The sequence below is a fragment of the Aequorivita sp. CRS11 genome (genome assembly GCF_059693805.1).
The window spans coordinates 518,865-544,325 of sequence record NZ_JCATIG010000001.1; the positions used below are offsets into that span (position 1 = coordinate 518,865).

The window sequence follows — 25,461 nt, forward strand, 5'->3', positions numbered from 1 at the left end:
TACATTCAACTAGAAAAGTAACCTAAAAACCAAATTAAAATATGATCAAATTAAAACTAGTTTTTCCGTTATTATTAGCTTTTTCAATATTTTTTATAAGCTGTGAAGAAGAAGAATCTGAACCGGAGCCAGAACCAATAGAAGTAAACGAAACTTCCATAATACCTTCTTCCACTTTTGGAAGAACCAACAATTATTTGGGGTGCATAGAAATTTCTAGCAGAATCACTAATATTAAAGTTTGGGATCACGGAACGGTTGATGATGATATTGTCTCTATAATAGCAAATGGCAATACTATTATTGATGAACAGACACTCAGAGGCCCATCAGACCCAATTAGCGTAGATTACGATTTTGGATACAATGGGTTTAATTATGTAACACTCTATGCACATAATCTAGGGAATATTCCACCAAATACCTGTACCATATCTATAAATGGCGTGGAATTTATTCTAGAAGCAAATCTGGACGCAAATGGTTCTATTGATGTAATTGTGGGTGGTTACGGAGTAGATTGTAGCAATGCAGGTAGTGGCGGTGGCTCCGGTGGAGGTGGCGGCGGAACCGGCGGTGGAGGAAGCGGCAAAGGAGATGTTAAATTCTGGACCAACCAAGATTATGGTTGTGGCCCAATAACCGTAAATCTCAGCGGTGTTGGAACCAGCACTATAACCGGTTATTACTACGCCGGGACACCAGATTGCATTAATGATGGTTATGGAGGAAACTTTAATGACCTATCCGAAGGTACTTATAATTATACGGCAAACTGCCAAGGTTATAATTGGGATGGTTCCATTACTATTACCGAAGACTCCTGTTTACGTTTTCAGCTGACGTTATAAGTGTTTATTTGAATTGTTTAAAACTAAAAAGCTCTTCGCATAGACGAAGAGCTTTTTTTATCTGCTTTAAAAATTTATTTAGTTTACAGCAGGCAAATTGCTGTAATTCTTAGAATAGAAGAACATTTGGTCTGCAAAAGTATTTGGTTGCTCAATAGTGAAACTTTCTATTTCACCATTATCGTCCATTTTAGGTACAAGTACAGGATTCACAAAACCGCTGTAAGGTGCTGAAGTAAATTGTTTGTTGCGCTCCAAAATTTCTTTGTGAAGGGTTTGATCCACTTTCACACCGTAGGTTTCAACTAAATTTTCTACTGCAGCGTAATCACCCTCACTTTTAATTCGTTGTGTTTCACGAAGCAGTTCTCCGAATAAATCGTGAAGTTTATCATAGTCATTAATGTTGTAATAGGTTTTTCCGTCGCGGGTAATTTTTTCAATCACGTTGTCGGCCTTTCCTTTTTCAAAAACCCAAGCGGATACCCACTGGCGGTTTCGCATGTGCGCTTCTTCCACATCATCGCCTAAATTTAAACGAATCAATTGCGTCATCAAACCATTGCGGATGTAACCGTCATAGGCAGCCATACCCACCTTTTTCCAGTCGTCAACCAAACCAAGCTCTTGTAATTTTGGGTTGTATAAATAGTAAAGACCTACCAAATCTGCACGGCCTTCTTCTAAAGTAGAGGCATAATTTTTTAAGGTTTCTTTGGTTTCGCCAACACCAGGATTTAATTGTCCTGAAGCGTGACCTATTACTTCGTGAAGTGCTGTGTGAAGTTTGTCGGCTTTCTGTCCGTATTTTTCTTCGAGCTCCAATTCTTCCTCATCGTTTACAAATTCTTTCAATCTGCCTGTGCTTCCTGCATTATTGTATGCTTCAATAATATTTCCAAGGGAAACAGATTTACTTCCCACTTCTGCGCGAATCCAGTTTGCATTGGGAAGGTTTACCCCAATTGGGGTACTTGGAGAAGCATCACCAGCTTCACCCGCAACGTTTACTACTTTATAGGTTACACCTACCACGTTTTTCTTTTTGTGTTCCTCCATCAAAGGCGAATTATCCTCAAACCACTGTGCGTTTTCAGAAAGTACAGCCATTTTTTCAGACATATCAAAATCTTTTATCTGAACGATGGTTTCATAAGAACCTCTATACCCTAGCGGGTCGTTATAAACTTCAATAAAACTGTTTATGTAGTCTATATTTCCTTCGGTCGCGGCGGTCCAAGCTACATTGTAGTCGTCCCACGTTTGAAGGTCTCCTGTTTTATAATATTCAATTAAAAGACCGATAGCATCGCCCTGTGCTTGGTTTTCTGCAACACCCTCTGCTTTTTCAAGCCAGCCAATAATTTTATCTATCGCGGGGCCGTAAAGTCCACCAGATTTGTAAACCAATTCCTTAAGCTCGCCATTTTCCTTTATCAATTTTGAATTCAAACCGTAGGAAAGTGGTTTTTTTGGATTTGGAGATTTCTTCTTTGCATAAAAACTCTCCACATCTTTATTGGTCACGTTTGGCCCATAAAAGTTAACCGCGCTTTGGGCAACGTTATCTACACCTTTTGCCTGGTTTACTTTTTTGGAATCTTTGTCGTTAAAAATAACTTCAAAAGCTTCTCCTTCCAGCTTAGTATTGGTATCGGTTAAAAGTTGCTTTAAATATTCCGAAGAAAATTCTGGCTTTAGCTTATCGTTGGAATAATGGTGGTGAATACCATTACTGAACCATACTCTTTTCAAGTAAGTTTCAAAATTTTTCCAATCTTCAGTGGTTTTATCGCCTTTGTAATTTGCATACACATTTTCCAGCGCCTTTCTAATGGTAAGGTTGTGGCGGTAGTTTTGGTCCCACATAATGTCCCGTCCTTCCAAACCGGCTTGGGTAAGGTAATACACGAGCTTTTGTTCTTTTAGGGTTAGTTTGTCCCATCCCGGAATTTGGTAACGCAGTACTTTTACATCACCAAAAGATTCTACATTGTAATCAAATTCTGTGGATGTTGTATTTTCAACTTGGGCTACATCTTTTTCCGGTTGATTGTCCTTACACGAAAAAAAGAGCAAACCGCTCATTGCCATTGCAATAAAAAAGGTCTTCTTCATTTTAAAAAATTTTAGATTTCCGCAAATGTACTAAAATAATGTTCGTGATAGATGGAGGTCTAAATTTGAAAAAATACGAAGGATTTCAATTTCAAAAGCATCGATGAATTTTCACTATCTTAGCAACACCAATCAACACCCCCCGACCAAATGAAAATTTTAAAGTATTTATTTTTTCTTCTTCTCATCATTATTATTGGCAGTGCCATTTATTTTGGAACCAAAGATGGCACCTACGATATTCAGGATACTATGGTAATCAATGCACCGCCAGAAGTAGTCTTCAATAAAGTGAACGATTATAAAAGTTGGGAAGAATGGGGCCCTTGGAAAAAAGAGGATTCCACCATAACATTTACGTATGCTGAAAAGACTGTTGGTGAAGGTGCATCCTATTCTTGGGATGGCGAAATGAGCGGCTCTATGACAACTACGAAAGTTATTCCAAATAAAGAAATAGAGCAGGATTTAACGCTAAATACCCCCGGTGGTGAAAGAAACCCGGAGGTATATTGGACTTTTGAGGAAGTGGAAGGCGGAACAAAAGTTACTTGGGGAATGAAGGGCGAGCATACGCTAATTGACAAAGCCTATTATTCATTGAGCGGAATGGACTTTGATGCAGAAATGCACAAAATGAACAAAGCGGGACTTGAAGGAATTGCTGAGGAAGTAGCCGAAGATATGAAGCAATATTCTATAAATGTTGACGGCGTTACACAATACGGCGGTGGCTACTATATGTACACAACATCAGTTTCTAAAATGAGCGAGCTGGGTGAAAAAATGGCACCTATGATGGGCGAAGTGATGGGTTTCATCACCCAGAACAACTTGAATATGGCTGGAATGCCCTTTACAATTTACAACGAAGTTGATAATGCAAATGGCACCGTTATTTTTTCAACCGCCATACCCGTAAAAGAGCAGGTTATTACTCCAGAGGGCAGCCCTGTTGTTTGTGGGTTTATGGAGCCAGTTAAAGCCGTAAAGGTTTCATTGAAAGGAAATTACGAGCATCTATCAGAAGCGTACACTAAGGGAAGACAGTATATTGATAAAAATGGCCACCAGATAGACCCAGACAGAAAAATGTTTGAAGTGTATGTTACCGATCCGGGTGAAGTTCCAAATCCTGCAAATTGGCTGACCGAAGTTTACATTCCCATTATAACTGCACCTGAACCCGTTGAAGAAGGTATTTAAATGAAACAATTGGCGTTGGTTTTTATAGGTGGCGGTTTGGGGAGCACGCTTCGGTATGCGTTTTCAAAATGGCTAAATAATTATGAAACAGGAATACCCTATGGAACGTTTGCTGCAAATATTTTAGGAAGCTTATTAATTGGTATTATTCTCGGCATTGCATTAAAAAACGAAACACTTTCGCAAAACACAGTTTTATTTTTGGCCACAGGCTTCTGTGGCGGGTTCACTACATTTTCAACCTTCGCTTATGAGAATCATCTTTTTTTGAAAAGCGGTGATTTTATGTCTTTCGCCCTATATACTATTGCAAGTTTCGTGATAGGTTTTGCAATGGTTTTCTTGGGAATGTGGTTAGTGAAGTATTTTTAGTGTTTCCCAAAATCCTTTACACCAGCTTCAATCCTGATTAAAAGATCGTTCTCCTTTGGCGGAATTGGGCACGAAAAACGAGGACTGTATGCACAATAGGGATTGTATGCCTTATTGAAGTCTATAATAATTGTATCACCTTGTGGAATTCGCTGGTCCAAAAATCTTCCTCCGCCATAACTACCGTCACCGCTAGTTAAATCGGTAAAGGGGAGAAAAAGATAGTCTTCGTAGCCCGGTTCACTATAAGGCTGGGTACTTTTGAAAAGATTCAATACAAAATCCTTTCCTTCAATTGAAAAATGTGCTTCTCCGTACTTTACATATTCTGGCGTTCGGTCAGTAGTTGTGGGCATCAAGAACGGTTTTTCATCTGGGGTACGTACAAATTTTGCTTTTACAATGAATTTTTTATCAACGGGATAAAATTCCAGTCCTTTGAAGTTTTTGAAATCCTTCGGTTCCAAAATTGTGGTTTCGGGATTGCTGAATTCTTCATTCAGTTCAATCTGCGCAGCCTTGCTTTCAGAAATAATGGCTTTGTCCTGAGCAGAAATGACTGTGCAGAGCACTAAAAAGATTATTGAAAATAGATTCTTCATAATTTGTTTTCAGTAAAAGTAGAAAAGAATTTCAAACTTCATATTAATTTTTATTTTTGGAAAAAAATCCTTCTATGTTCAAGCTTCTCCTCACTTCAGTATTTTTCTTTATCAGTTCAAATTTTATATATGCCCAACACATTAAATTAGATAAAAAAGAAATGGCCTTTTTGGCATCGCAGGAAAAAGTAAATGTGGTTTTTACTTATAACGATCTTCACTTTAATTCAGATAATTTTACAGAAGCTGAATTCCTACAATATATTAAAGAAAAAATAGCAAAAAAACTAAATTGGGATGAAGCCTCGGATTGGGAACAAAACCACTTTGCTGCAAAAGATTCTATTTACCCCCAAATTTTTGTTGCGGCATTAAATAACCGCATCAAGGATTATGACCATCCCATAGAATTTGTTTGGAACGATCCCTCCATAAAATATACAATGAAGGTTCAAACGGATTGGATGTATTTTGGTTATGATGCCGGAATAGCACAACAACCTGCTAAAGCAAATTTAAAAATAACTTTTTTTGAAACTTCTTCCCCAGAAACTATCATATCACAAATTGATGTTGAAAGAGCAGAAGGGTTCGATGTAGTTGGAAGCTTTTCTTTTTATAAAAATGGTCCATCCACATCCTTTGGTCCATCAAGCGATTGGCTGGGAAAATTTTTAAAAGCCAATGAAGATTATCCCAAACCCAGCTTAATTAGAATGGGGAATATGTACGACAAAGCTGCTGTACGTTTTGGCATGACTTTAAAAAGAGTATTGGATTAAAACAAAAAAATAATTTGCCGAGAAATAATTTTCACTACATTTGGAAATCAATTTAAATTAAAAATGAAAAATAACACATACACCTGCCGAAGAAACCAGGTCATTTCAAACACGAAATGCCGGCGATGTATGTATTGACTATGTAACAATAAGTTTATACTATATAAAAACGTCCCGGCTAAAACCGGGACGTTTTAATTTTATACCACCAACCAAAGATGAAAAAAATTTATTCTAACTACCTAGCAAACTTTCGGGGACTTTCCCGAGAGATTTGGTTATTGTCTTTGGTTACTTTCATTAACCGCGCTGGGGCGATGGTGATTCCGTTTTTGTCTCTATACCTCATAAACGTGGAAGGGTTTGATCTGCCACAAGTGGGATGGATAATGTCGTGCTTTGGCCTAGGTTCTTTAGTGGGAACCTATATTGGCGGTAGATTAACCGATTCCATTGGTTATTATAAGGTAATTCTGTCCAGCCTTTTTTTGGGAGGAGTAGGTTTTATTCTGCTCCAATATATAAATACATTTTATGGGTTCTGTATAGGTATATTTTTATTGACCTTAATGACAGATGCTGGCAGACCCGCTATTTTTGTTGCTGCAGACGCATATAGCAAACCCGGAAATATAACCCGAGGCATTGCATTGATACGCTTGGCTATAAATCTTGGATTTTCAATAGGACCACTAGTGGGCGGATTGATAATTGCCCACATCAACTACACATCGCTATTTTGGATCGATGGGTTAACCTGTATGCTTGCCTCCCTTGGCGTATTTCTTCTTTTGAAACCTAAAAAACTGAAAAGTACAGATGAAAAAATTATCGTTGTTAAAGAAGGTTTACCGCCTTATTTCAACAAATACTTCTTAATCTTCTTCTTCATAATGATTGCATATAGCCTGGCATTTGTTCAATATTTTTCAGTTATGCCAGTGTATTATGAAAAAGTGCATTTTCTTTCTGAAGACATTATCGGGTGGCTTTTGTTTATAAATGGAGCCACAATTGTAATTTTTGAAATGCCACTGATTGCTTGGCTTGACCGAAAGAAAATTTCAAAAACGATGGCTACTTTTTGGGGAGTTTTCTTTTTGGGCTTAAGTTTCTTGGTGTTAAACCTGAGCGACTGGAGCGGTGTTTTAGTAATAGCTATGCTTTTAATGACTCTTGGAGAAATGATTGGGTTCCCATTTTCAAATGCCCTCGCTTTGGAGATGTCTCCCAAAGGAAGAAAAGGAAGTTATATGGCGCTATATAGTATGAGTTTTAGCTTTGCGCACCTGATTGGACACAATGGAGGAATGAATCTTGTAAACAGTTTTGGATATTTCACTACTTGGACAATTTTCTCAATCTTTCTTCTTTTTGTAGGTGGGTTAACAATTTGGTTATATTTCCTACTGAAAAGATCAAAGGCCAAGGATATATAACGTACTTACAATTGAGTATTTTTTTTAGCACGACGTTCCTTACGTGAAACTATAATTGCGTCCAAGCAAGAAATCATTAAACCAATTCCCGCAAAAAGACATAACAATCTCACAAAAAATGCTCCAGTATATTCCAAACCAGTAAAACCTAATAATGCCGAAATCAAAGTCGCTAATAAAAATTGAAAAGTATAATTTTTCATGGCTATGTTTTTTGGGATAGTTACACAGCTAATTTAGCAGAAAGCGTGATCTGTAATTCTTAAAATGAATCCAATTATCACATTTTTAACATAAGGTTTTTCATCTCAAAGGCTTAATGTCACGGTTTTTAACCACGTGTGACAGTACAATCTGTGTTTTTGTTTCACCATACACAATTAATTGGTCGATAAAATTTTCCAAATGTTTTTGATTTTTTAAAACAACCTCCATTACAATATTTTCATTTCCTGTTATGCGATAACAATTTAAAACCTCATCATAGGTTTTAACAATTTCAAGAAATGGCTTTAGTTTTCCCATAAACGCCCTAAGTGTTATTATAGCTTTAAACTGATAACCCGCTTCAAAAGGCGAAACAATTGTATAATAACCGTTGATTATACCTGAATCTTCCATTTTTTTTATTCTTTCAGAAACTGCCGGTGAACTAATACCTACTTGTCTACCAATTTCAGTATTGGGTTGTCGTGCATTTTTTTGGAGACAATTGAGGATTTTCCAATTTAAAGAATCAATACTCATTTTAAAGTTTATTTTGAAAATACGATAATATCTAAACCAAAAATACGAATTTACTTTAACATCGATAGCTAAATCAAAATGTTAGTAGTTAAATTTGATACGCTTAAAAAAAGAAGAGGAAAAATGTCGCCCCATCACGTTGGAAAGAATTCACATTCTGCAATCTATAACAAAGCACTTGAAATATTCTCTCTTGCCAGAAATATTTCAAGCTATATAGCTCATGATTTGGCACATCTTCAAAAGAATGGTGCCGAAGATCCGAATATCTATTTTACAGGTGATATTGTGCAACAGTCAGTATCATTGGGGCCCCAAATATTGAAGGCCGAGAGTCAACCATTTTCTGAAGAAAAGCATAAATATGCAGCTTCTGTAATGCGCCTTTCCAATCTTCTCTATAAAAATTGTGAACGCTTGGAAAGAGTGAGCAGTAACGGAAAGGATTTTCTGCCATTACTTCGTAAAGAGCTCAAAAGATTTCGAAAACTTCAGCATACTTGGAGGTTAACGCTTTAGCCTAAAATTTACATCAATTTCATTTATTACATTTGCAAGTGAGCATTGTGATAAAAATTATGTTTGAAAACGAAGAAAATCTCGATCCACGCGAAAGGTTTAAACAGACCAAAAATCTGCCCATCTATAAAAAAGCCGAAGAGATTTCGACATTGGTCAGGCATTTGGTAAAATCTGTCGAAAATACTGATTTAAAATTCAAACGAAAGGGTGAAAAGGAGTTGCTGGCCCACAGCCTATCCTATTTAATGGAAAGTTCCACGATAATCCCCGCCAAAATTATGGGTGCGGAAAGCGTAGAACTATACGACATTAAAATGGAAAATGCCGCCATAATAAGAAAGGCGGCACGTGAGCTTGCGACCTACACTCATGGAATAGAAATGACGGGCTTTAAGGATACTGAGTATCTGGACCTACTGCGTAAGGAAGTGGAAGAATTTCGTATTCTTTTTGCAGAATGGGTAAAAACTTTTAACCCCTGGGATTACATTATAGACCGTTGGGGACTTTTCAATCCGCCGGGTATAAATTATGACGACCACGATCCCGATGACGATATTCCGTTTGATCCAAATAATTTCCCCAAAGAGTTTTTCGACGATGACTACGAGGAAGACAGTTTTGACGAAGATATGGATGCCGACGAGGATTAGCCCGAAAACGTTATCGAATTAACCGCGGGTCAAAATCCAAAGTTCCTTTCTTAATAATCTTTATGTTCCCGATATCTTTGTGATGTGGGTTTATCAAAATATTATGCTCCAGTTCCAAAATGGCCGATGGCACGCGGAGCGCCAAGCTTTCGTGCCGCTTGAGCCAAGAAGACCCCAACATCTGCACTTGTTTTTCGGCTTCTTCAGAGCTCCATTTCGGCTTAATGAAATCCAAGGATTGAATTGGTTTTATAAATTTATCTGAAATTTCCACTTCAAGAAAGGAATAGCCCACGGGCAATTTGGCAAATTCAACGTGGACAATAATTTCCAACAGACTCAAAGATAAACTTTGTGAAAAATAAAGCATCGGGTCACCAACCAAATTCCATCTACCCCCATAAAGTCTGGCACCTTCACCGGTAAAATCGTCAATATATTCGCTTTTGGCAATTCTAAAGATTCGCACAATCAAGAAGGAATTCCATGAGCAATGCGCCCAAGGACATTTTTTACATATTGAATTCCAAACCTCGTGTCTAGAAAGTCTAAGGGTTGCTGCCCTTTAAAAATATATGGTCTGGAATGGAGCCAGTTTCTAAAATCTTCAAGTGTTTCAAAAACGTCTATGCCTTCTGAGACCATTTCGGCTATCTCAAAAAGCTGTTCGGAAGCCGAAACCCCCAAGAGGTCATCATCTGCCTTGCGCTGTAATGTGCGGTGCGAAATGTGCAGCAAATCACTGAGCCGATCCATGGAAATACCCAATACCTCGCATATAGAATAAACCACGCTCTTTGGCAGACCCTTGCGGGTAACGGTAATAAGATCAATATCGCTATTTACGGCCTGGCCCACCTGCCCCACGCCTCCTAAAACACCTACTATTCTGTCAAAAGGATTGTCGAGCAAATAGAAAACCTCTGGTTCTTTCACCAAATTTACATCGGAAGGGTTTTGGTACTTTTTCATAATCACGACATTTGACACAAAGATATGTATTTTTGTCGTGTTTAAAAAATTTTCCGCTACATATTTCGTCTATATTGACCTCCTACTTCAAATAAGGACTCCGTAATCTGGCCCAAAGAGCAGACTTTGGTAGCTTCCATTAATTGTTCAAACATATTTTCGTTATGAATGGCGGCCGATTTCACTTTTTCAATTTTCTCATTTGCAATGTCGGCATACATTTTATGAAGATTTTTCAATGTTTCAATCTGAACCTGCTTCTCTTCCTCGGTTGCACGAATCACTTCCGCAGGAAGCACGGTTGGCGAACCTTTGCTGCTTAAGAACGTATTCACCCCAATTATTGGGAAGTCGCCATTGTGCTTCAAGGTTTCATAATACAGACTTTCCTCCTGAATCTTACTGCGCTGGTACATAGTTTCCATAGCGCCCAAAACGCCCCCGCGTTCCGTAATACTATCAAATTCCTTTAGAACAGCTTCTTCAACCAAATCTGTAAGTTCTTCAATAATGAAAGATCCTTGGATAGGATTCTCGTTTTTAGCCAAGCCAAGTTCCTTATTTATAATTAGCTGAATTGCCATCGCACGGCGCACGCTTTCTTCCGTTGGGGTTGTAATTGCTTCGTCATATGCATTTGTATGAAGGGAATTACAGTTATCATAAATTGCATATAAAGCTTGCAAGGTAGTACGAATATCGTTAAAATCGATTTCCTGCGCATGCAATGAGCGCCCGGAAGTTTGAATGTGATATTTCAACATTTGTGCACGCGGGTTTGCGCCATATTTTTCCTTTAAGGCCTTTGCCCAAATTTTTCGTGCCACCCGACCAATTACGGCATATTCCGCATCAATTCCATTACTGAAGAAAAACGATAGGTTAGGGCCAAATTCGTTGATGTCCATTCCCCTGCTCAAATAATATTCCACGTAAGTGAAACCATTTGCAAGCGTAAAAGCCAATTGGGTTATGGGGTTTGCGCCCGCTTCGGCAATGTGGTAACCGCTAATTGAAACTGAATAGAAATTCCGAACTTTTTTCTCTATAAAATATTCCTGCACATCGCCCATTAAACGCAATGCGAATTCAGTTGAAAAAATACAAGTGTTTTGCGCTTGGTCTTCCTTTAAAATATCTGCTTGGACCGTACCGCGAACCTGCTGTAAAGTTTCGTATTTAATTTTGTTATAAACTTCTGTATCCAAAACTTGATCGCCGGTAACCCCGAGTAGCATAAGGCCCAAGCCATTATTGCCTTCGGGCAAATGGCCGTGGTATTTGGGGCGGGCAATATTTTTTTCCTTATAAATAGTTGAGATTTTCTTTTCAACTTCTTTTTCCATGCCATTTTCCGAAATATATTTTTCACAATTTTGATCAATGGCAGCATTCATAAAAAAACCTAGCAGCATTGGTGCGGGTCCATTAATAGTCATACTAACCGAGGTCATTGGATGACTTAAATCAAAACCTGAGTATAATTTTTTCGCATCGTCCAAACAACAAATGGAAACGCCCGCATTACCTATTTTGCCATAAATATCGGGTCGAAGGTCAGGGTCATTTCCATATAAAGTTACACTGTCAAATGCCGTGGAAAGCCTTTTGGCAGGCAAGCCCATACTAACATAGTGAAAACGTCTGTTGGTACGTTCTGGTCCTCCTTCGCCAGCAAACATTCTGGCAGGATCCTCCCCGGTTCTTTTGAAAGGATAAAGCCCCGAAGTGTACGGAAATTCTCCAGGTACATTTTCTTGGAGCGTCCATTTCAAAATATCGCCCCAAGCCTGGTATTTCGGCAAAGCCACTTTTGGAATTTGTGTATGCGAAAGCGATTCGGTATGTGTTTTTATATTTATTTCCTTATCGCGGACCTTAAAGCTATAGATTGGATTTTTATATTTGTTTACTTTTTCGTCCCAACCTGTTATAATTTCCCAATTGTACGGATCTAGATTTAATTTTTCACGATCAAATTTGGCAAGCAGCAATTTTAATAAATCTTTATTTTTTTCTGAATTTATAATTAATTCCGAAACAATTCCTGCCTTGTCCAATTCAGGTTTTTTCCCGGAGATGGTTTCTATTGTTTTAAAAATTCCATAAAGTCTTTGGGCAACTTCGGCCTGTTCCGAAGCCTTTTTATCGTACGCCCTATTGTTCTCTGAAATTTCCGAAAGATACCGTGTGCGTGAGGGAGGAATCACAAACACTTTTTCGTCCATTTCCTCAGTAATCTTAAAATCACTTTTTAAATCTGTATCGGTTTTTTCGGCAAGTTGCTGCATTACGGCCTTGTAGAGCTTGTTCATTCCCGGATCGTTAAATTGGGACGCAATGGTCCCATAAACGGGGAGATCATCTTGTGAGGCATCCCACAATTGGTGGTTGCGTACGTACTGTTTTTTTACATCGCGCAGCGCATCTAGAGAACCGCGTTTGTCAAATTTGTTGATTGCAACCAAGTCGGCAAAATCGAGCATGTCTATTTTTTCAAGCTGCGTGGCAGCACCAAACTCTGGAGTCATTACATATAATGAAACATCGCTGTGTTCAAGAATTTCAGTGTCACTTTGCCCAATTCCTGAAGTTTCAAGAATAATAAGGTCATACTCGGCGGCTTTAAGAACCTCAATTGCTTCAGTCACATATTTCGATAGCGCAAGGTTGCTTTGGCGTGTTGCCAAACTGCGCATATAAACCCTTGGAGAATTGATGGCATTCATTCGAATTCGATCTCCCAATAGGGCTCCACCGGTTTTTCTTTTTGAAGGGTCTACAGAAATAATTCCAATTGTTTTCTTTGGAAAGTCAATCAAAAATCTTCGTACCAGTTCATCTACAAGCGAAGACTTGCCTGCGCCACCTGTTCCGGTAATACCTAAAACTGGCGTAGCAATCTTTTTGTTTTTAATATGAATTTTATCAAGTGTTTCTTTTGCAACATTCGGAAAGTTTTCTGCCGAGGAAATTATTCTGGCAATTGCACCAATTTCCTTATTGGGCAATTTATTGAGTTCGCCATTCAATTTATCACCTATGGGAAAATCAGATTGTTCTACCAAATCGTTTATCATTCCTTGCAATCCCATCTTACGGCCGTCATCCGGCGCATAAATTCGGGTAATACCATAATCCATCAATTCTTTTATCTCTGACGGCAGGATAACTCCGCCGCCACCCCCGAATATTTTGATATGTCCCGCGCCTTTCTCCTGCAAAAGATCATACATATATTTAAAGTACTCGTTATGCCCTCCTTGATAGGAAGTCAAGGCTATTGCATTGGCATCTTCCTGAATGGCAGTATTTACAACCTCATCCACACTTCTATCATGGCCCAAGTGAATCACCTCTACGCCCGTAGATTGTATGATACGTCGCATAATGTTTATAGCCGCGTCGTGGCCATCAAATAATGATGCCGCTGTAACTATTCGAACTTTATATTTTGGTTTATAGGGAGTTACTTGTTCCATGTTTGTTTTTCATTAATTATGAATTGCAAATTTAGTTAAAACGCAACGAACATAACGCATTGGAAGACTATACATATCATAAAAAAAAACTAAAATGGGTTGCAATATTTCAATATTTTTGTATATTGCAGCATCAATATTAAACAATTAAAAACTTAAACATTATGAAAAAAATTTACTTATTGGCTTTTGCTATAGGAGCTTTTACATTTAGTGCTAATGCACAAATAATTGATGACGACATGGAAGGGTACACGCCAGGTCCAGTACATGAAGACCATTGGTCTAGCTGGAGTGGTGCTGCAGGCCCTGAAGATTTGGTTATAAGTACTGACCAAGCATTTTCTCCTTCTCAGTCTGGTTATATCGGCGATGACGGTGTACAAGATGCCATGCTTTTGCTAGGAAACCAAACTTCAGGACAGTACATACTTTCATGGTATATGTATGTTCCTGGTGGAAAAACTGGATACTATAATATCCAAGAAGATGAAGACACAGGTGCTTCAGGTGGAATTTGGGGTATTAACGTTCATTTTAACCTAGACAACTTAGCTCCTGGAACTGGATATGTTGTAGATGATGCGAACCCAGCAAATATTGTTTCAACTTTTAGCTACCCTGAAAACTTTTGGTTCCAAATTACTCACGAAATTGACTTAGATACTGACACCGTAGTAATGTATATCGATGGTAGTGAAATCTACAATGGAGATTTTTATACTTCTGGTGGTAACCTAGGAGGTGTTGATTTCTTCTCTATTGATGCAAACAACCAGTATTACATTGACGATGTTTTCTTTGACACTGACAGTGCTGGACTAGAAGATTTTGCTGCTGATTCTTTCAGAGTATATCCAAACCCAGTTAAAGACGTATTGACTATTAGCACTAAAACTGCTGTGGATAACGTAACTATTTACGATGTATTAGGTAAAGCGGTTCTTACCGTAAATCCTGATGCTATTTCTCCAAAAGTAGATATGAGTGGTTTAGCTTCTGGTGCTTACTTGGTTCAAGTAACTATTGGAAACGCTACAAAAACAGTAAAAGTTCTTAAATAAGAATTTTTAAAAACTCTTTTTAAAGAAAAAAGCCCTTCAATATTGAAGGGCTTTTTTATATTTGAAACCTATATAATTCTAAAGCTATGTTACTTAAAAAAATCTTTCTTTTCTGTTCAATTTTTCTTTTACTTTCTTGTGCTGAACTGCAACAAGTTGTCAACACGATTCCTACTGAAACAGGTATAGGAATGGACTCAACAACAATAGCTAATGGATTAAGACAGGCATTGGACAAGGGTATTGACAAACAAGTAACAAAACTTACACAAAAAGATGGTTTTTATAAAAATCAACTGGTAAAAATAATGTTGCCATCTGAATTACAGAAGGTGGATCAGGGCTTAAGAGATATAGGCCTAGGGAGTTTAGCAGATGAAGGTATTAAAGCCTTGAACAGAGCCGCTGAAGACGCCGTAAAAGAAGCTACTCCCATATTTGTATCAGCTGTAAAAGGAATAACTTTTGCAGATGCAAAAAACATTTTGTTAGGTTCCGATAATGCAGCTACCAATTATTTGGAACAAAGAACAACCTCAGCGCTCTATTCAAAATTTAATCCTGTGATTAAGCAGTCTTTTTCAAAAGTAGGTGCAGACCAAATTTGGACAAACATAATTACAAAATATAATTCCATTCCTTTCGTAACCAAAGTAAACCCAGACCTAACAGATTATGTTACCACTGAAGCGCTACAAGGCGTTTATAAAATGATAAGCGTAGAAGAGAAAGATATCCGTAATAATATTTCAGCAAGGACAACTACTTTGCTCCGACAGGTTTTTGCTCTACAGGATTAAAAAAAGATATTTTATATCTAATATAATTTATGAAACCATTAACCTCTTGTTAATAACACGTTACAAATACTAAGGCTATCTTTGATGTGTGCAAAGATTTAGTTATGTATAATTGGTTTAGAAAAAAATCCAGAATTGAACAATTAAAAGAAAGATACAGACTTTTAATGAAGCGCTCATTTGAACTTTCTTCAAAAGATCCCGAAAAAAGTGAAAAAGCACATCAACAAGCAGATAGAATTTTTCAAGAAATACAATATTTATCTTTTAGGCAAGCAGATAAATAATTATTGGCTAATGTAACTCTTTAAAATAATCGAAAGCTTTTATAAGTCGTGATCCATACCAGCTAAAAAACTCCCCATCTACTAATTTAACTTCTTTAACTTCAGAATTAAATTCCTCTGCTAAAACATCAGCATCTACTTTTTTAAAGGGATAAGGTTCTGTGGAAAGAAGTACCAATTCCGCAGTCTTTAACAATTCAATACTTACTTCCGGATAGCGGGAATTATTTTTAATAATGATATTTTCAAAATTATTAATTTGTAATAATTCATCGATAAAAGTGTTCTTCCCTACAGCCATATAGGGGTTTTTCCAAATTAAGTAAAGCACTTTTTTTGACGGAAAATCTCTTACATACTCCTTAAATCCTTCCAATTTTAATTTAATATTTGCTGTAATTTCTAAAGCCCTACCATCAACCTCAAAAATTTTCCCCAACTGAAGTATCATCTCGATACTTTCTGAAATCGTAGCAATATCACTCACCCAAACCGGAGCAACACTTTCTAGCTGAAGTACCATTTCCTCGGTGTTTTCTTCTTTGTTGCAAACGATAATATCTGGTTTAAGTGATTTTATCTTTTCAAAATCAACCTGCTTGGTTCCACCAACAATCGTTTTCTCCTTTCGCAAATCTTTGGGATGGACACAGAATTTGGTAATACCAACTATGTTTTTGCGCAAGCCAAGAGCTACCAACAATTCGGTTTGGGAAGGCACCAACGAAATAATTCGCGAAGGGGGCTGGGTAAGAGTTACAGTTCTATTTAATTGATCAACGAACTCCATCTAGAATGGCTTTCATTTCAAGCTGCATATTCTTCGCTTCCTGAGACGCAGCTTTGGCAAAATCAGTATCCTTCGAAGCATAAATAATTCCACGTGAAGAATTCACAAGCAAACCAACATTCTCAGTCAATCCATATTTGCAGACTTCTTTCAAGCTTCCGCCCTGCGCCCCTACGCCGGGAACTAATAAAAAACTGTGCGGAATAATTTTACGAATGTCAGCAAAAAACTCAGCCTTCGTTGCGCCTACCACATACATCAAGTTTTCACTATTGTGCCACACCTTTGAAGTTTTTAAAACCTGTTTGTACAACTCTTCTTCACCAACGAGTTTGGTTTGAAAGTCGAAAGCGCCTTCATTGGAAGTCAATGCAAGCATAATAGTGTGCTTATTCTCAAAAGCGAGAAAAGGCTCTACGGAATCCTTTCCCATATAAGGAGCGACGGTAACCGAATCAAAACCAAGATCCTCAAAAAAAGCTTTTGCGTAACGGCTGGAAGTATTGCCAATATCACCGCGCTTTGCATCGGCAATGGTAAAAATCTCAGGATATTTTTCGTTTAAATAATGTATCGTCCTTTTCAAAGATTTCCAGCCTTTCAAACCATAGGCTTCATAAAAAGCGGTATTTGGTTTATAGGCAACCGCATATTGTTGGGTAGCGTCAATAATGGCTTTATTAAAAGAAAATATCGGGTCTTCCTCTTTTAAAAGAAATTCAGGAATTTTTTCAAGGTCAACATCAAGCCCAACGCAAAGAAACGATTGCTTTCTTTTTATTTCTGAAATCAAATTCGCTGTAGTCATAGTCTATTATTTCAGAAGAAAATATTTAAAAAGTTTCGCCTGTTTCCTTTAATTTTTCGGTATTGCTAACCAATTGAAGCTCATCAATTATTTCCTGAACGTCACCGTTCATAATATTTCCGAGGTTATATAATGTAAGGTTAATTCTATGATCGGTCACACGTCCTTGTGGATAGTTATAGGTTCTAATCTTGGCACTGCGGTCACCACTGGTTACCATTGAACCTCGTTTCAGAGCATCTTCAGCCTGCTTTTTGGCCAGTTCAAGATCATACAATCTGGAACGTAAAACCCTAAAGGCTTTCTCTTTATTTTTATGCTGCGATTTCTGGTCTTGGCATTGTGCTACAATTCCCGTGGGCACGTGCGTTAATCGCACCGCAGAATAGGTAGTGTTCACAGATTGCCCTCCAGGTCCTGAAGAACAAAAGAAATCAATACGCACATCTTTGGGATTTACTTCAATATCAAATTCTTCCGCTTCCGGAAAAACCATCACCGTTGCTGCACTGGTATGTACCCGACCCTGCGTTTCCGTCTGCGGCACACGCTGCACACGATGAACGCCCGCTTCAAACTTAAGCGTTCCGTAAACATCTTCTCCTTCTATTTCAAACTGTACTTCCTTAAAACCGCCGCTGGTTCCTTCGTTAAAATCAATTACGTTTGTCTTCCAGCCTTTTCCTTCACAATATTTGGTGTACATTCTGAAAAGATCGCCCGCAAAAATACTCGCCTCATCACCACCTGTTCCAGCTCTTATCTCCATCACGGCATTTTTGGCATCTTCGGGGTCTTTCGGCACCAAAAGAAATTTGATCTCTTCCTCTAGCTTAGGTAAGCGTGTTTTTGCTTCTTCCAGTTGTAGCTTCGCCATTTCCATCATTTCGGCATCGCTACCATCGGCAATTATTTCTTCTGCTTCGTTTATGTTGTCGGTAAGTTCCAAAAATTCGGCACGCTTGTCCATCAAAATTCGCAGATCCTTATATTCCTTATTCAACTGAATGTACCGCTTTTGGTCGCTGATTACATCGGGCTGTATTATGAGGTCGCTCACCTCGTCAAAACGTTGTTTTATTATTTGAAGCCTATCTAACATATAAATTTTATAATGGGTGCAAATTTACAATTTTTTAAGGGAATGAAAGCGATTGTAAATGGGTTCAATATTTAAAAAAAATAGAAGCGACAGTTTTTAAATCCTTTTGGTTTTTAAATCGAAAAAAGAAAAATGCACCAACGTATAGAGGCTACCCACAAATAAAATTCTCGCCACATACACAAAAGCGATGCTATACCCTAGGTCGTAGTAGGCAATACCCCTGAATATTTCGGCAAAAATGATCAAAAACACCAAAAGCGTAAAGCTCATGGACAGCTTAGAATTAAAATAATGATTGTAGAAAAGCGCCAAAAAAGCCAATAAAATTCCGCAAAAAGCACTCAATATCATAAAGAGGTATTGCGTATAGTTTAAAGTCATATCCTTCATCAATTCAATCAACTTAATGAACAAATAACCATTCACCAGCATCATCAATACAAAAAGAAGGGTAAACTTTTTAGTTAGATTTTTCAATTTAATTTTAGGAATAAGATACCAAAGCAGCATCAAAAACGCCAAAAAGTTCAATATCATAGAAATACTGGCCATGATGCCGTTTTCATACCAAATGGTTGTAATGCTGGAAGCTCCGTAAAAGAAAAGAAACCCCACCAACCACTTTTGAATATGCTTTCCGTGGGCAATAAATAGATAAACCAGGGCGGTATAACAAATGATACCACGCAGTAAACGAAACAAAAAATAATTGTGGAATAAGTGAACAATAACGCTTAAAAGGACAAAAAAAACAGCCAGAAAACCTAGCCCTATTTTGTAGTTTTTGAAAAAAAGTTTCTCAGACATTCGCTATTAATGATATGAGAATAAAACGTAACCAACTCAAAATCATTTGCGAATATAATTGAAAATATCAATATACAAATTCTCCCATAGTAGATTTAATAGTAAGCTGTTTGGAAGAAGCGGCTTCTACCCTGCCCACAATCTGTGCATCTACATTAAAGGATTTTGAAATTTCAATAATGCTTTCAGCAATGGTTTCGGGAACGTAAAGCTCCATCCGGTGTCCCATGTTGAATACTTGGTACATTTCTTTCCAATCTGTCCCACTTTCAGCTTGAATAAGTTTAAACAGTGGCGGAATTTCAAACAAATTATCCTTTATAATATGAAGGTTTTCCACAAAGTGAAGAATCTTCGTCTGCGCGCCCCCACTGCAGTGCACCATTCCGTGAATTTCCCCCTTACTGAATTGTGAAAGAATTTTTTTAATGATAGGCGCATATGTACGCGTGGGTGAAAGCACCAACTTACCAGCATTTAAAGGACTGTCCGCAACTGAATCATCCAATCTTTTTGATCCCGAATAAACAAGTTCCTCAGGAACCGATGAATCAAATGTCTCTGGATATTTTTTTGCCAAATAGTTTTCAAAAACATCGTGCCTAGCGGAAGTCAAACCGTTGCTGCCCATACCACCGTTGTATTCCTTTTCATAAGTAGCTTGTCCAAAAGAAGCAAGCCCCACGATCACATCGCCCGGTTTAATATTCGCATTGTCAACAACCTCACTGCGTTTCATTCGTGCCGTAACTGTGGAATCTACAATTATGGTACGTACCAAGTCACCCACATCTGCGGTCTCCCCACCTGTTGAATGAATGGTAACGCCGTATTGTCTCATTTCAGAAATCAATTCTTCGGTACCGTTAATAATTGCTGAAATAACCTCACCGGGAATTAAATTTTTATTTCTACCAATGGTTGAGGAAAGCATAATATTATCAACGGCGCCTACGCAAAGAAGATCGTCTATATTCATAATAAGTGCATCTTGCGCAATTCCTTTCCATACCAAAAGATCGCCAGTTTCTTTCCAATACGCATAAGCAAGTGATGATTTAGTACCTGCGCCATCTGCATGCATGACCAAACAATAATCTGCATCACCTGTTAAATAATCTGGAACAATCTTACAGAAGGCCTTCGGGAAAAGACCTTTATCCACGTTTTTTATGGCGTTGTGTACATCTTCCTTTCCTGCCGAAACACCTCGTTGTGCGTAACGTTTTGAAATCTCTTTACTCATTGGTTCTATTTAAGTTGCAAAAATACGGATTAAAAAAAAGCCCACAAAGGTGGGCTTTTAAGGTTTTCAGTATTTTATAGATTTATTCCCAATCGGGCATAAAAGCATCAGTATAAAGTAGTGTTCGCGTTTCATCCACGCCTATTTCAAGTGTATATATATCCTTTCTAGAAATCCCATCATTAGAAGTATTGGTATAAATCACAAACGCTTCATTAGGGGCAAATATTGGATCCAAGTCATTTGTGCCATTGGGTTTTTCATTTGAAATGTCAACCACGTCAGCCGTTGATATATTATAAGTAAAGATTCGAGAGTTTAACCTTCTATAATCATTACTTTGAAATTCAGAAATATCATAAGAATAAACAATAGTGTTATTATCAACAGACAGATCTAGTCCACTGGCACCCCCAGGAAGACCTGAAATTAAGGTTTCAATAAAATTCCCGTTTTTGCTAATTGTAATAAAAGAAACATTATAACCATTCAAATCATTTGTCTTTAGTACTATTAAATTAGTATTTTCGCTAGCTGCCATTTCAGAAATTAAAGAACCATCTGGTGTTTGGTAAACAAGATTAAGGTTTTGACCATTTGATCTAATTTGATATAACTTGTCCATATTTGGAAAGTAAATACGATCGCTATTTTCGGGCCAGTCAATGTTTATTTCATTTAAGTCAAAACCATTAGGTTTCACATTTGATGTTACTTTAACTTTATCTGTACCATCGCGCTTCATAGTGTAAATATCTGCCTGTGCCCCGGTCGTTTGAAGATAGGCAATTCTATTTGCGGCAACATTCCTTCTTGGTCTATAGCTATTTGTGTTTTCAGAAGTTAACTGAAACTCGTTACCCTCTTCATCAGCAGAAAAAATCACATTGTTTCCGTTGATATTTCGAACAAACAAAAACCTGTTTTCTACGGGTGCATTCATCACTTTGAATGTACCCACCGGACTTAATACTGGAGGATTTATATCATCCGTAGCCGAAATCTGCCAAAAATATTGAGCTCCAAGCATCAAATCTGAATAAACGTAGGTAGAGTCAGAAATGTCTTCAAATAATAGAACCTCTTCGTCTTGATCATTTCTTAGCTCAAGTGAGAAAGTAATTGGATCGCCTTCAGGATCGGTAGAGCTCCATTCAAATATGGCTTCGGTACTCTCCAATACTTCATTTTCGGCAGGTTTAATTAAAACAGGAGTACTTGGCGGCCTATTGTTGGCTGTAGATATCTCCATTTCAAAAATAACATTTACCGAAGTATTATTAATTACAGTGGCCGGCTCATACCTTGCAAGAAATCCATCGAGCCTAGCACCTACTGAATATTCTCCCGCAGGTACATTTTCAATTTTGAATTTTCCCGCTACGTCCGTAAAAACAGTGCTTGTAACGGGGCTAGTAGAAATTCTAACATTTTCAAGGGGTTCATTACTACCTTCTACCACAACGATTCCTGTTATAGTTCCAAAATCATTTTCATTTATTCTATCCTCGTTGCAGGAAAAGAGGAGGGTCAAGAAAAAAGCGAAGGTTATATATTTAGAAAAGCTTTTCATCATCATGGATTTATTCATTAGTCCTTATGTTCGATTTTGTTGAATTGAAATGATAATTAAGACCAAGCCCAAAGGTGTAGTAATAATCATCTCTTCTACCCCTTGGCGTATTGTCAATTTTATCTGTGAAAGTAACATTCCACTCCCCGCTGAGTTCAAATGAAATTCTTTTTGAAACACGGTACTGAAGGCCTGCACCAAACTTCATATTAAAAAATGTGTCCCATTTCTGTAGGTATAAAAAACCACTATCATCTACAAAATGCAGGACACCGGGGCCTACGAAAAACAAAGGAGATACTTTATCGTAAGGGAGCATGTTATATTCCACAATCAAACTTTCGCTGGCCCACCAATGATTGATTTCGGGTGTACTATTTAATTTAAATATCTGAAAATCAGCATTAACGCTCAATTCAGGAATGATATTATATTTATATCCCAGCCCGGCCTTATAATCAAGTACTCCCGTTTCATAATCTCCATCAACAAGGGCAGTTCCAAAATTTGCATAAAGTGTATTTCTGAAATCATAATTCAAAAATCTTCTTTCATAAAGACCTGTAGATTCCTCCGCTTCTTTTTCATTTAGGTAGGCATCCACAATTTCCTTATTCTTTTCTTCACCATCCTTTGTGGACCAAAGCCTGTCTTTTATTCCTTCTACAATCAGCATTTCAACAGATTTTTCGATTGCTTCCTTAACTGCCATTTGTGCTGGTTCGTTCTTTGTAAATCCGGTTTCTACTTCAAGCAAACGTTGAAAATTAACATATTTAAACAAGCTAACGTCAACGGCCTGAGAAAGTATCGTTTTTGAAACATAAACGGTTTTTAATACTTCACCGGTATTTGTGGACACAGCTCTTAAATAAACCGTTATACGGTCTTGTCTGTATTGCGTAGAAGCTCCTGTTCCAAAATATCTTGCTCCTGCACCTCCAGTAAGTATATTAGAGTCATAGGAAACAATTCCCCCTTCAAGTAGTACTCCAGCAAATAACAATGGGGTCAAACGTGTAGGGGTTTGATCATCAGCCTTTCTATACTCTTCACGAGTGCTTCTGATGATATTTCGTTCATTCAGAAGATTGCTAATGTTTTCACGCTCAATCGGCCTGAACCACTTTGAATCTTCAAGAGCTTTAATTAAAATTGTAGTAGCGCCTTGTGTAACGGCTGTGCTAAAGGTACTTCCTGTTTCAATATTTTTGTATTGACCAGTCTGATCTTTAAAGTTATAAACACCCGCAATGATAGGCTCTGCAGGTTCTGGAAGGGAATAGAGGGTTTTAGTTTGTTGGGTAATTTCACCTATCCGGGCATCTTGCGGTCCTACAGGTTGATTAAAATATGCTCCACAACCCCACAAAAAAAAAGAGATAGTTGCAATACATAACTTTGTAAGCGTATTCTTCATATTGATTTTAATTTGGGATGATTATCTGTGTAGCTTCACCAGTTACAATATTTAAAACATTTATTACCAATCCGTTAGACGACTCAAAAACCTCATATTGAAAATCCCCGCTAATTGAGGTTCCTTTAGGGGGTAAGTTATCATTGCCAAAACCATTATTGCCGAATTTATTATCAAGACCGTTGTTAAAACCGTCAAGTTTATCAAATGCATCAAACTTTGAATCTTCAAACGAGTTTTGAGAGTTAGCCGAATTTAGCAACCAAGAATAATTAAAGGGTTCTCCGCCTACAAATGCTGGATTTATTGGCTTGTAAACTAATTGTTGCCCAACACAGTATGAAGAAACCATTATAAATAAAAATAAAAAAAAAGTTTTCATGTTATTTGTTTTTAAACTAAACCATCAATAAAGAGAGAAAAAAGTTATTTTAGAAGCATACACTAAAATTCAAAGCTAATAAAAAATATATTTTTTTAATTTGATTTAATTCAATAATGCTTTTGAATGTTTTTATTCTCTTTATACTTTTGTAAATACCAATATACTCTTTTAATAGCGACCTCAGACATTGTCTTTAAATATTCTTCTTGGGGCCGTACAAAAAATTCCAATACTGTTTCATTAGCAACAGAGATTTCAATTTTAGTATTGTTATTCAAGGACAGCGTTTCTTTAATGTTTACTATTTCCTCGCCATTTATATTATTTGTGGTGTATAATGAGTAGAACATTCTATAAAAATCCCTGCCAGGCTTTGTTTTGGTCTCTTCTGTTACAATCCCTCTTAAAATTACGCCGTCTTCTGCCTTGTTTATTGCATCTGGAGAAACATTTACCGTTTGTTCCCTTTCCACGTTTTCAAGTCTTTCCTTTTCAATATCTTCTTCTGTCCCATTAATCACAACTCGATCCATACCAAGGGGCTTGTCTACTTCATCATAAATTAATAGAAGAATAATAACCCTGTCCTTATCGTCTGCGTTAATTGTGGTGGTGGAAAGATTCTTTTTTTGTCCAATTTCTAAAATAAATCTACCACTTTGATCATTTTTGGAAGTGTTAGAATTATTTGGACCATTTTTTATTACAGACAAAACATATCGCAAACTTTGATTCGATGCCGTTTTATTCACTGCAGAACCAGTAATTTGGTACATATCGCCATTATTTTCCATGTTAATATTAGCCTCAACCTCAGTGTTGTATATTTGGGAAAAGACCATATTGGAAATTAACACGAAGCATATTAATAATGCTATGCTATGTTGAGAAATTTTAAACAAAATCTTAATTATTTAAGTTGCGAATAATAATTGTCTGATTTTTACCCTGCATGGATACTATCATGTTATTGGAAATTGAATTCTGACCTCCAAGCAAAATCAAATTCTGATTTGTTCCAAATTGCAGAACATTTGCAGCATGATTTTGTCTGCCGGTATTGTCCATATCTATAAAGTTATGATTATTTCCAACCTGGATTACATCCTCTGATATCCTATTTGCAGAAACATTAAGATATATATCGTTGCTATTTCCGAGTTGAGATAAGGAAATATTACTATAATTTGATGTTGTACTAGAAAAAGAAGTATTGTTATTTCCAATTTGCTGAACACGGATACTATTATTTACATCAGCTGGAGGTATATTTTGTGAAGCGACAATACTGAATAGTGAAGTTGTCTTTTGAAGACTTTCCAATGAAGTTGTATTATCTCCTACATATGTTTGTGCATGAGAAACATTCACTAACGCTATAAAAGCGAGTACGATCATTATGGCTTTTAAGGTTTTCATCTCTTTCTTTT

27 protein-coding genes are annotated in these 25,461 nt (G+C 37.3%); 10 read left to right on the top strand and 17 right to left on the bottom strand.

Annotated elements, in window-relative coordinates; translation table 11 throughout:
* Nucleotides 1–41: 41 nt before the first annotated feature.
* Complete coding sequence (locus AC58DT_RS02505) at nt 42–851, top strand: hypothetical protein (RefSeq protein ID WP_497215210.1); 810 nt, start codon at nt 42–44, stop codon at nt 849–851.
* A 78-nt stretch (nt 852–929) separates the two neighbouring features.
* Here AC58DT_RS02505 and AC58DT_RS02510 read toward each other — a convergent pair whose 3' ends face one another.
* The gene (locus AC58DT_RS02510) at nt 930–2,969 is read right to left on the bottom strand and encodes a dipeptidyl-peptidase 3 family protein (protein ID WP_497215211.1); all 2,040 of its coding nucleotides are present in this window, start codon (nt 2,967–2,969) and stop codon (nt 930–932) included.
* 150 nt (nt 2,970–3,119) lie between these two features.
* Here AC58DT_RS02510 and AC58DT_RS02515 point away from each other — a divergent pair, with 150 nt between their 5' ends.
* Both AC58DT_RS02515 and crcB read left to right on the top strand, forming a co-directional pair.
* Nucleotides 3,120–4,175, top strand: a complete 1,056-nt coding sequence (locus AC58DT_RS02515; RefSeq protein WP_497215212.1) for an SRPBCC family protein — start codon at nt 3,120–3,122, stop codon at nt 4,173–4,175.
* Nucleotides 4,176–4,547: a fluoride efflux transporter CrcB gene (gene crcB, locus AC58DT_RS02520; RefSeq protein WP_497215213.1), complete on the top strand. Its 372-nt coding sequence runs from the start codon at nt 4,176–4,178 to the stop codon at nt 4,545–4,547.
* Here the strand turns inward: crcB and AC58DT_RS02525 are convergent.
* The gene (locus tag AC58DT_RS02525) at nt 4,544–5,149 is read right to left on the bottom strand and encodes a DUF1684 domain-containing protein (protein WP_497215214.1); all 606 of its coding nucleotides are present in this window, start codon (nt 5,147–5,149) and stop codon (nt 4,544–4,546) included. The genes crcB and AC58DT_RS02525 overlap by 4 nt on opposite strands.
* 74 nt (nt 5,150–5,223) lie before the next feature.
* Between AC58DT_RS02525 and AC58DT_RS02530 the strand changes: the two genes are divergently transcribed.
* Both AC58DT_RS02530 and AC58DT_RS02535 read left to right on the top strand, forming a co-directional pair.
* Entirely contained in the window at nt 5,224–5,931 is a 708-nt protein-coding gene (locus AC58DT_RS02530; RefSeq protein WP_497215215.1) for a hypothetical protein, read from the top strand.
* Between the two features lie 218 nt (nt 5,932–6,149).
* On the top strand, nt 6,150–7,370 hold the full coding sequence (locus tag AC58DT_RS02535) for an MDR family MFS transporter (protein WP_497215216.1): 1,221 nt from the start codon (nt 6,150–6,152) through the stop codon (nt 7,368–7,370).
* A 5-nt stretch (nt 7,371–7,375) separates the two neighbouring features.
* Here the strand turns inward: AC58DT_RS02535 and AC58DT_RS02540 are convergent, their stop codons facing one another.
* Together AC58DT_RS02540 and AC58DT_RS02545 are read right to left on the bottom strand one after the other, a co-directional pair.
* Nucleotides 7,376–7,573 (bottom strand): hypothetical protein, encoded by a 198-nt coding sequence (locus AC58DT_RS02540; RefSeq protein WP_497215217.1) that lies wholly within the window; start codon nt 7,571–7,573, stop codon nt 7,376–7,378.
* A gap of 100 nt (nt 7,574–7,673) precedes the next feature.
* A complete protein-coding gene (locus AC58DT_RS02545; RefSeq protein WP_497215218.1) occupies nt 7,674–8,117 on the bottom strand; it encodes an Lrp/AsnC family transcriptional regulator in 444 nt (147 codons plus the stop codon).
* Between the two features lie 78 nt (nt 8,118–8,195).
* Between AC58DT_RS02545 and AC58DT_RS02550 the strand changes: the two genes are divergently transcribed.
* Together AC58DT_RS02550 and AC58DT_RS02555 are read left to right on the top strand one after the other, a co-directional pair.
* Nucleotides 8,196–8,636: a hypothetical protein gene (locus AC58DT_RS02550; RefSeq protein WP_497215220.1), complete on the top strand. Its 441-nt coding sequence runs from the start codon at nt 8,196–8,198 to the stop codon at nt 8,634–8,636.
* A 59-nt stretch (nt 8,637–8,695) separates the two neighbouring features.
* Nucleotides 8,696–9,292: a hypothetical protein gene (locus tag AC58DT_RS02555; RefSeq protein ID WP_497215221.1), complete on the top strand. Its 597-nt coding sequence runs from the start codon at nt 8,696–8,698 to the stop codon at nt 9,290–9,292.
* 10 nt (nt 9,293–9,302) lie between these two features.
* Here the strand turns inward: AC58DT_RS02555 and AC58DT_RS02560 are convergent, their stop codons facing one another.
* The 3 genes from AC58DT_RS02560 to AC58DT_RS02570 are packed head-to-tail and all read right to left on the bottom strand — an operon-like array spanning nt 9,303 to nt 13,746.
* Nucleotides 9,303–9,761: an RES family NAD+ phosphorylase gene (locus tag AC58DT_RS02560; protein WP_497215222.1), complete on the bottom strand. Its 459-nt coding sequence runs from the start codon at nt 9,759–9,761 to the stop codon at nt 9,303–9,305.
* A 2-nt stretch (nt 9,762–9,763) separates the two neighbouring features.
* Complete coding sequence (locus tag AC58DT_RS02565; protein WP_497215223.1) at nt 9,764–10,264, bottom strand: Xre family toxin-antitoxin system antitoxin; 501 nt, start codon at nt 10,262–10,264, stop codon at nt 9,764–9,766.
* A gap of 56 nt (nt 10,265–10,320) precedes the next feature.
* Nucleotides 10,321–13,746 (bottom strand): methylmalonyl-CoA mutase family protein, encoded by a 3,426-nt coding sequence (locus AC58DT_RS02570; RefSeq protein WP_497215224.1) that lies wholly within the window; start codon nt 13,744–13,746, stop codon nt 10,321–10,323.
* A gap of 164 nt (nt 13,747–13,910) precedes the next feature.
* Between AC58DT_RS02570 and AC58DT_RS02575 the strand changes: the two genes are divergently transcribed.
* The 3 genes from AC58DT_RS02575 (at nt 13,911) to AC58DT_RS02585 (ending at nt 15,897) form a co-directional block, all read left to right on the top strand.
* Nucleotides 13,911–14,810: a T9SS type A sorting domain-containing protein gene (locus AC58DT_RS02575; RefSeq protein WP_497215225.1), complete on the top strand. Its 900-nt coding sequence runs from the start codon at nt 13,911–13,913 to the stop codon at nt 14,808–14,810.
* Between the two features lie 86 nt (nt 14,811–14,896).
* Nucleotides 14,897–15,610 carry a DUF4197 domain-containing protein gene (locus tag AC58DT_RS02580; RefSeq protein WP_497215226.1) on the top strand — a complete coding sequence of 238 codons (714 nt, stop codon included), beginning with the start codon at nt 14,897–14,899 and terminating at the stop codon, nt 15,608–15,610.
* Nucleotides 15,611–15,714: 104 nt separating this feature from the next.
* Nucleotides 15,715–15,897, top strand: a complete 183-nt coding sequence (locus AC58DT_RS02585; protein WP_497215227.1) for a Lacal_2735 family protein — start codon at nt 15,715–15,717, stop codon at nt 15,895–15,897.
* 7 nt (nt 15,898–15,904) lie between these two features.
* Here AC58DT_RS02585 and AC58DT_RS02590 read toward each other — a convergent pair whose 3' ends face one another.
* From AC58DT_RS02590 to AC58DT_RS02635, 10 genes are all read right to left on the bottom strand, one after another.
* On the bottom strand, nt 15,905–16,687 hold the full coding sequence (locus tag AC58DT_RS02590) for an ABC transporter substrate-binding protein (RefSeq protein ID WP_497215228.1): 783 nt from the start codon (nt 16,685–16,687) through the stop codon (nt 15,905–15,907).
* Nucleotides 16,674–17,495 carry an orotidine-5'-phosphate decarboxylase gene (pyrF, locus tag AC58DT_RS02595; RefSeq protein WP_497215229.1) on the bottom strand — a complete coding sequence of 274 codons (822 nt, stop codon included), beginning with the start codon at nt 17,493–17,495 and terminating at the stop codon, nt 16,674–16,676. Before pyrF ends, AC58DT_RS02590 begins: the two co-directional genes overlap by 14 nt.
* Before the next feature lie 25 nt (nt 17,496–17,520).
* A complete protein-coding gene (gene prfA / locus AC58DT_RS02600) occupies nt 17,521–18,597 on the bottom strand; it encodes a peptide chain release factor 1 (RefSeq protein WP_497215230.1) in 1,077 nt (358 codons plus the stop codon).
* Between the two features lie 96 nt (nt 18,598–18,693).
* Nucleotides 18,694–19,302, bottom strand: a complete 609-nt coding sequence (locus tag AC58DT_RS02605) for a hypothetical protein (RefSeq protein ID WP_497215231.1) — start codon at nt 19,300–19,302, stop codon at nt 18,694–18,696.
* 172 nt (nt 19,303–19,474) lie between these two features.
* Nucleotides 19,475–20,653: an AIR synthase related protein gene (locus AC58DT_RS02610; RefSeq protein WP_497215232.1), complete on the bottom strand. Its 1,179-nt coding sequence runs from the start codon at nt 20,651–20,653 to the stop codon at nt 19,475–19,477.
* Between the two features lie 82 nt (nt 20,654–20,735).
* Nucleotides 20,736–22,244, bottom strand: coding sequence for a carboxypeptidase regulatory-like domain-containing protein (locus AC58DT_RS02615; RefSeq protein ID WP_497215233.1), 1,509 nt, complete (start codon nt 22,242–22,244; stop codon nt 20,736–20,738).
* On the bottom strand, nt 22,237–23,646 hold the full coding sequence (locus AC58DT_RS02620) for a CsgG/HfaB family protein (RefSeq protein ID WP_497215234.1): 1,410 nt from the start codon (nt 23,644–23,646) through the stop codon (nt 22,237–22,239). Before AC58DT_RS02620 ends, AC58DT_RS02615 begins: the two co-directional genes overlap by 8 nt.
* A 7-nt stretch (nt 23,647–23,653) precedes the next feature.
* Nucleotides 23,654–24,028, bottom strand: a complete 375-nt coding sequence (locus AC58DT_RS02625; RefSeq protein WP_497215235.1) for a curli assembly protein CsgF — start codon at nt 24,026–24,028, stop codon at nt 23,654–23,656.
* Between the two features lie 110 nt (nt 24,029–24,138).
* Nucleotides 24,139–24,825 (bottom strand): CsgE family curli-type amyloid fiber assembly protein, encoded by a 687-nt coding sequence (locus AC58DT_RS02630; RefSeq protein ID WP_497215237.1) that lies wholly within the window; start codon nt 24,823–24,825, stop codon nt 24,139–24,141.
* Nucleotides 24,826–24,937: 112 nt separating this feature from the next.
* Nucleotides 24,938–25,450, bottom strand: coding sequence for a hypothetical protein (locus AC58DT_RS02635; RefSeq protein ID WP_497215238.1), 513 nt, complete (start codon nt 25,448–25,450; stop codon nt 24,938–24,940).
* Nucleotides 25,451–25,461: the final 11 nt, after the last annotated feature.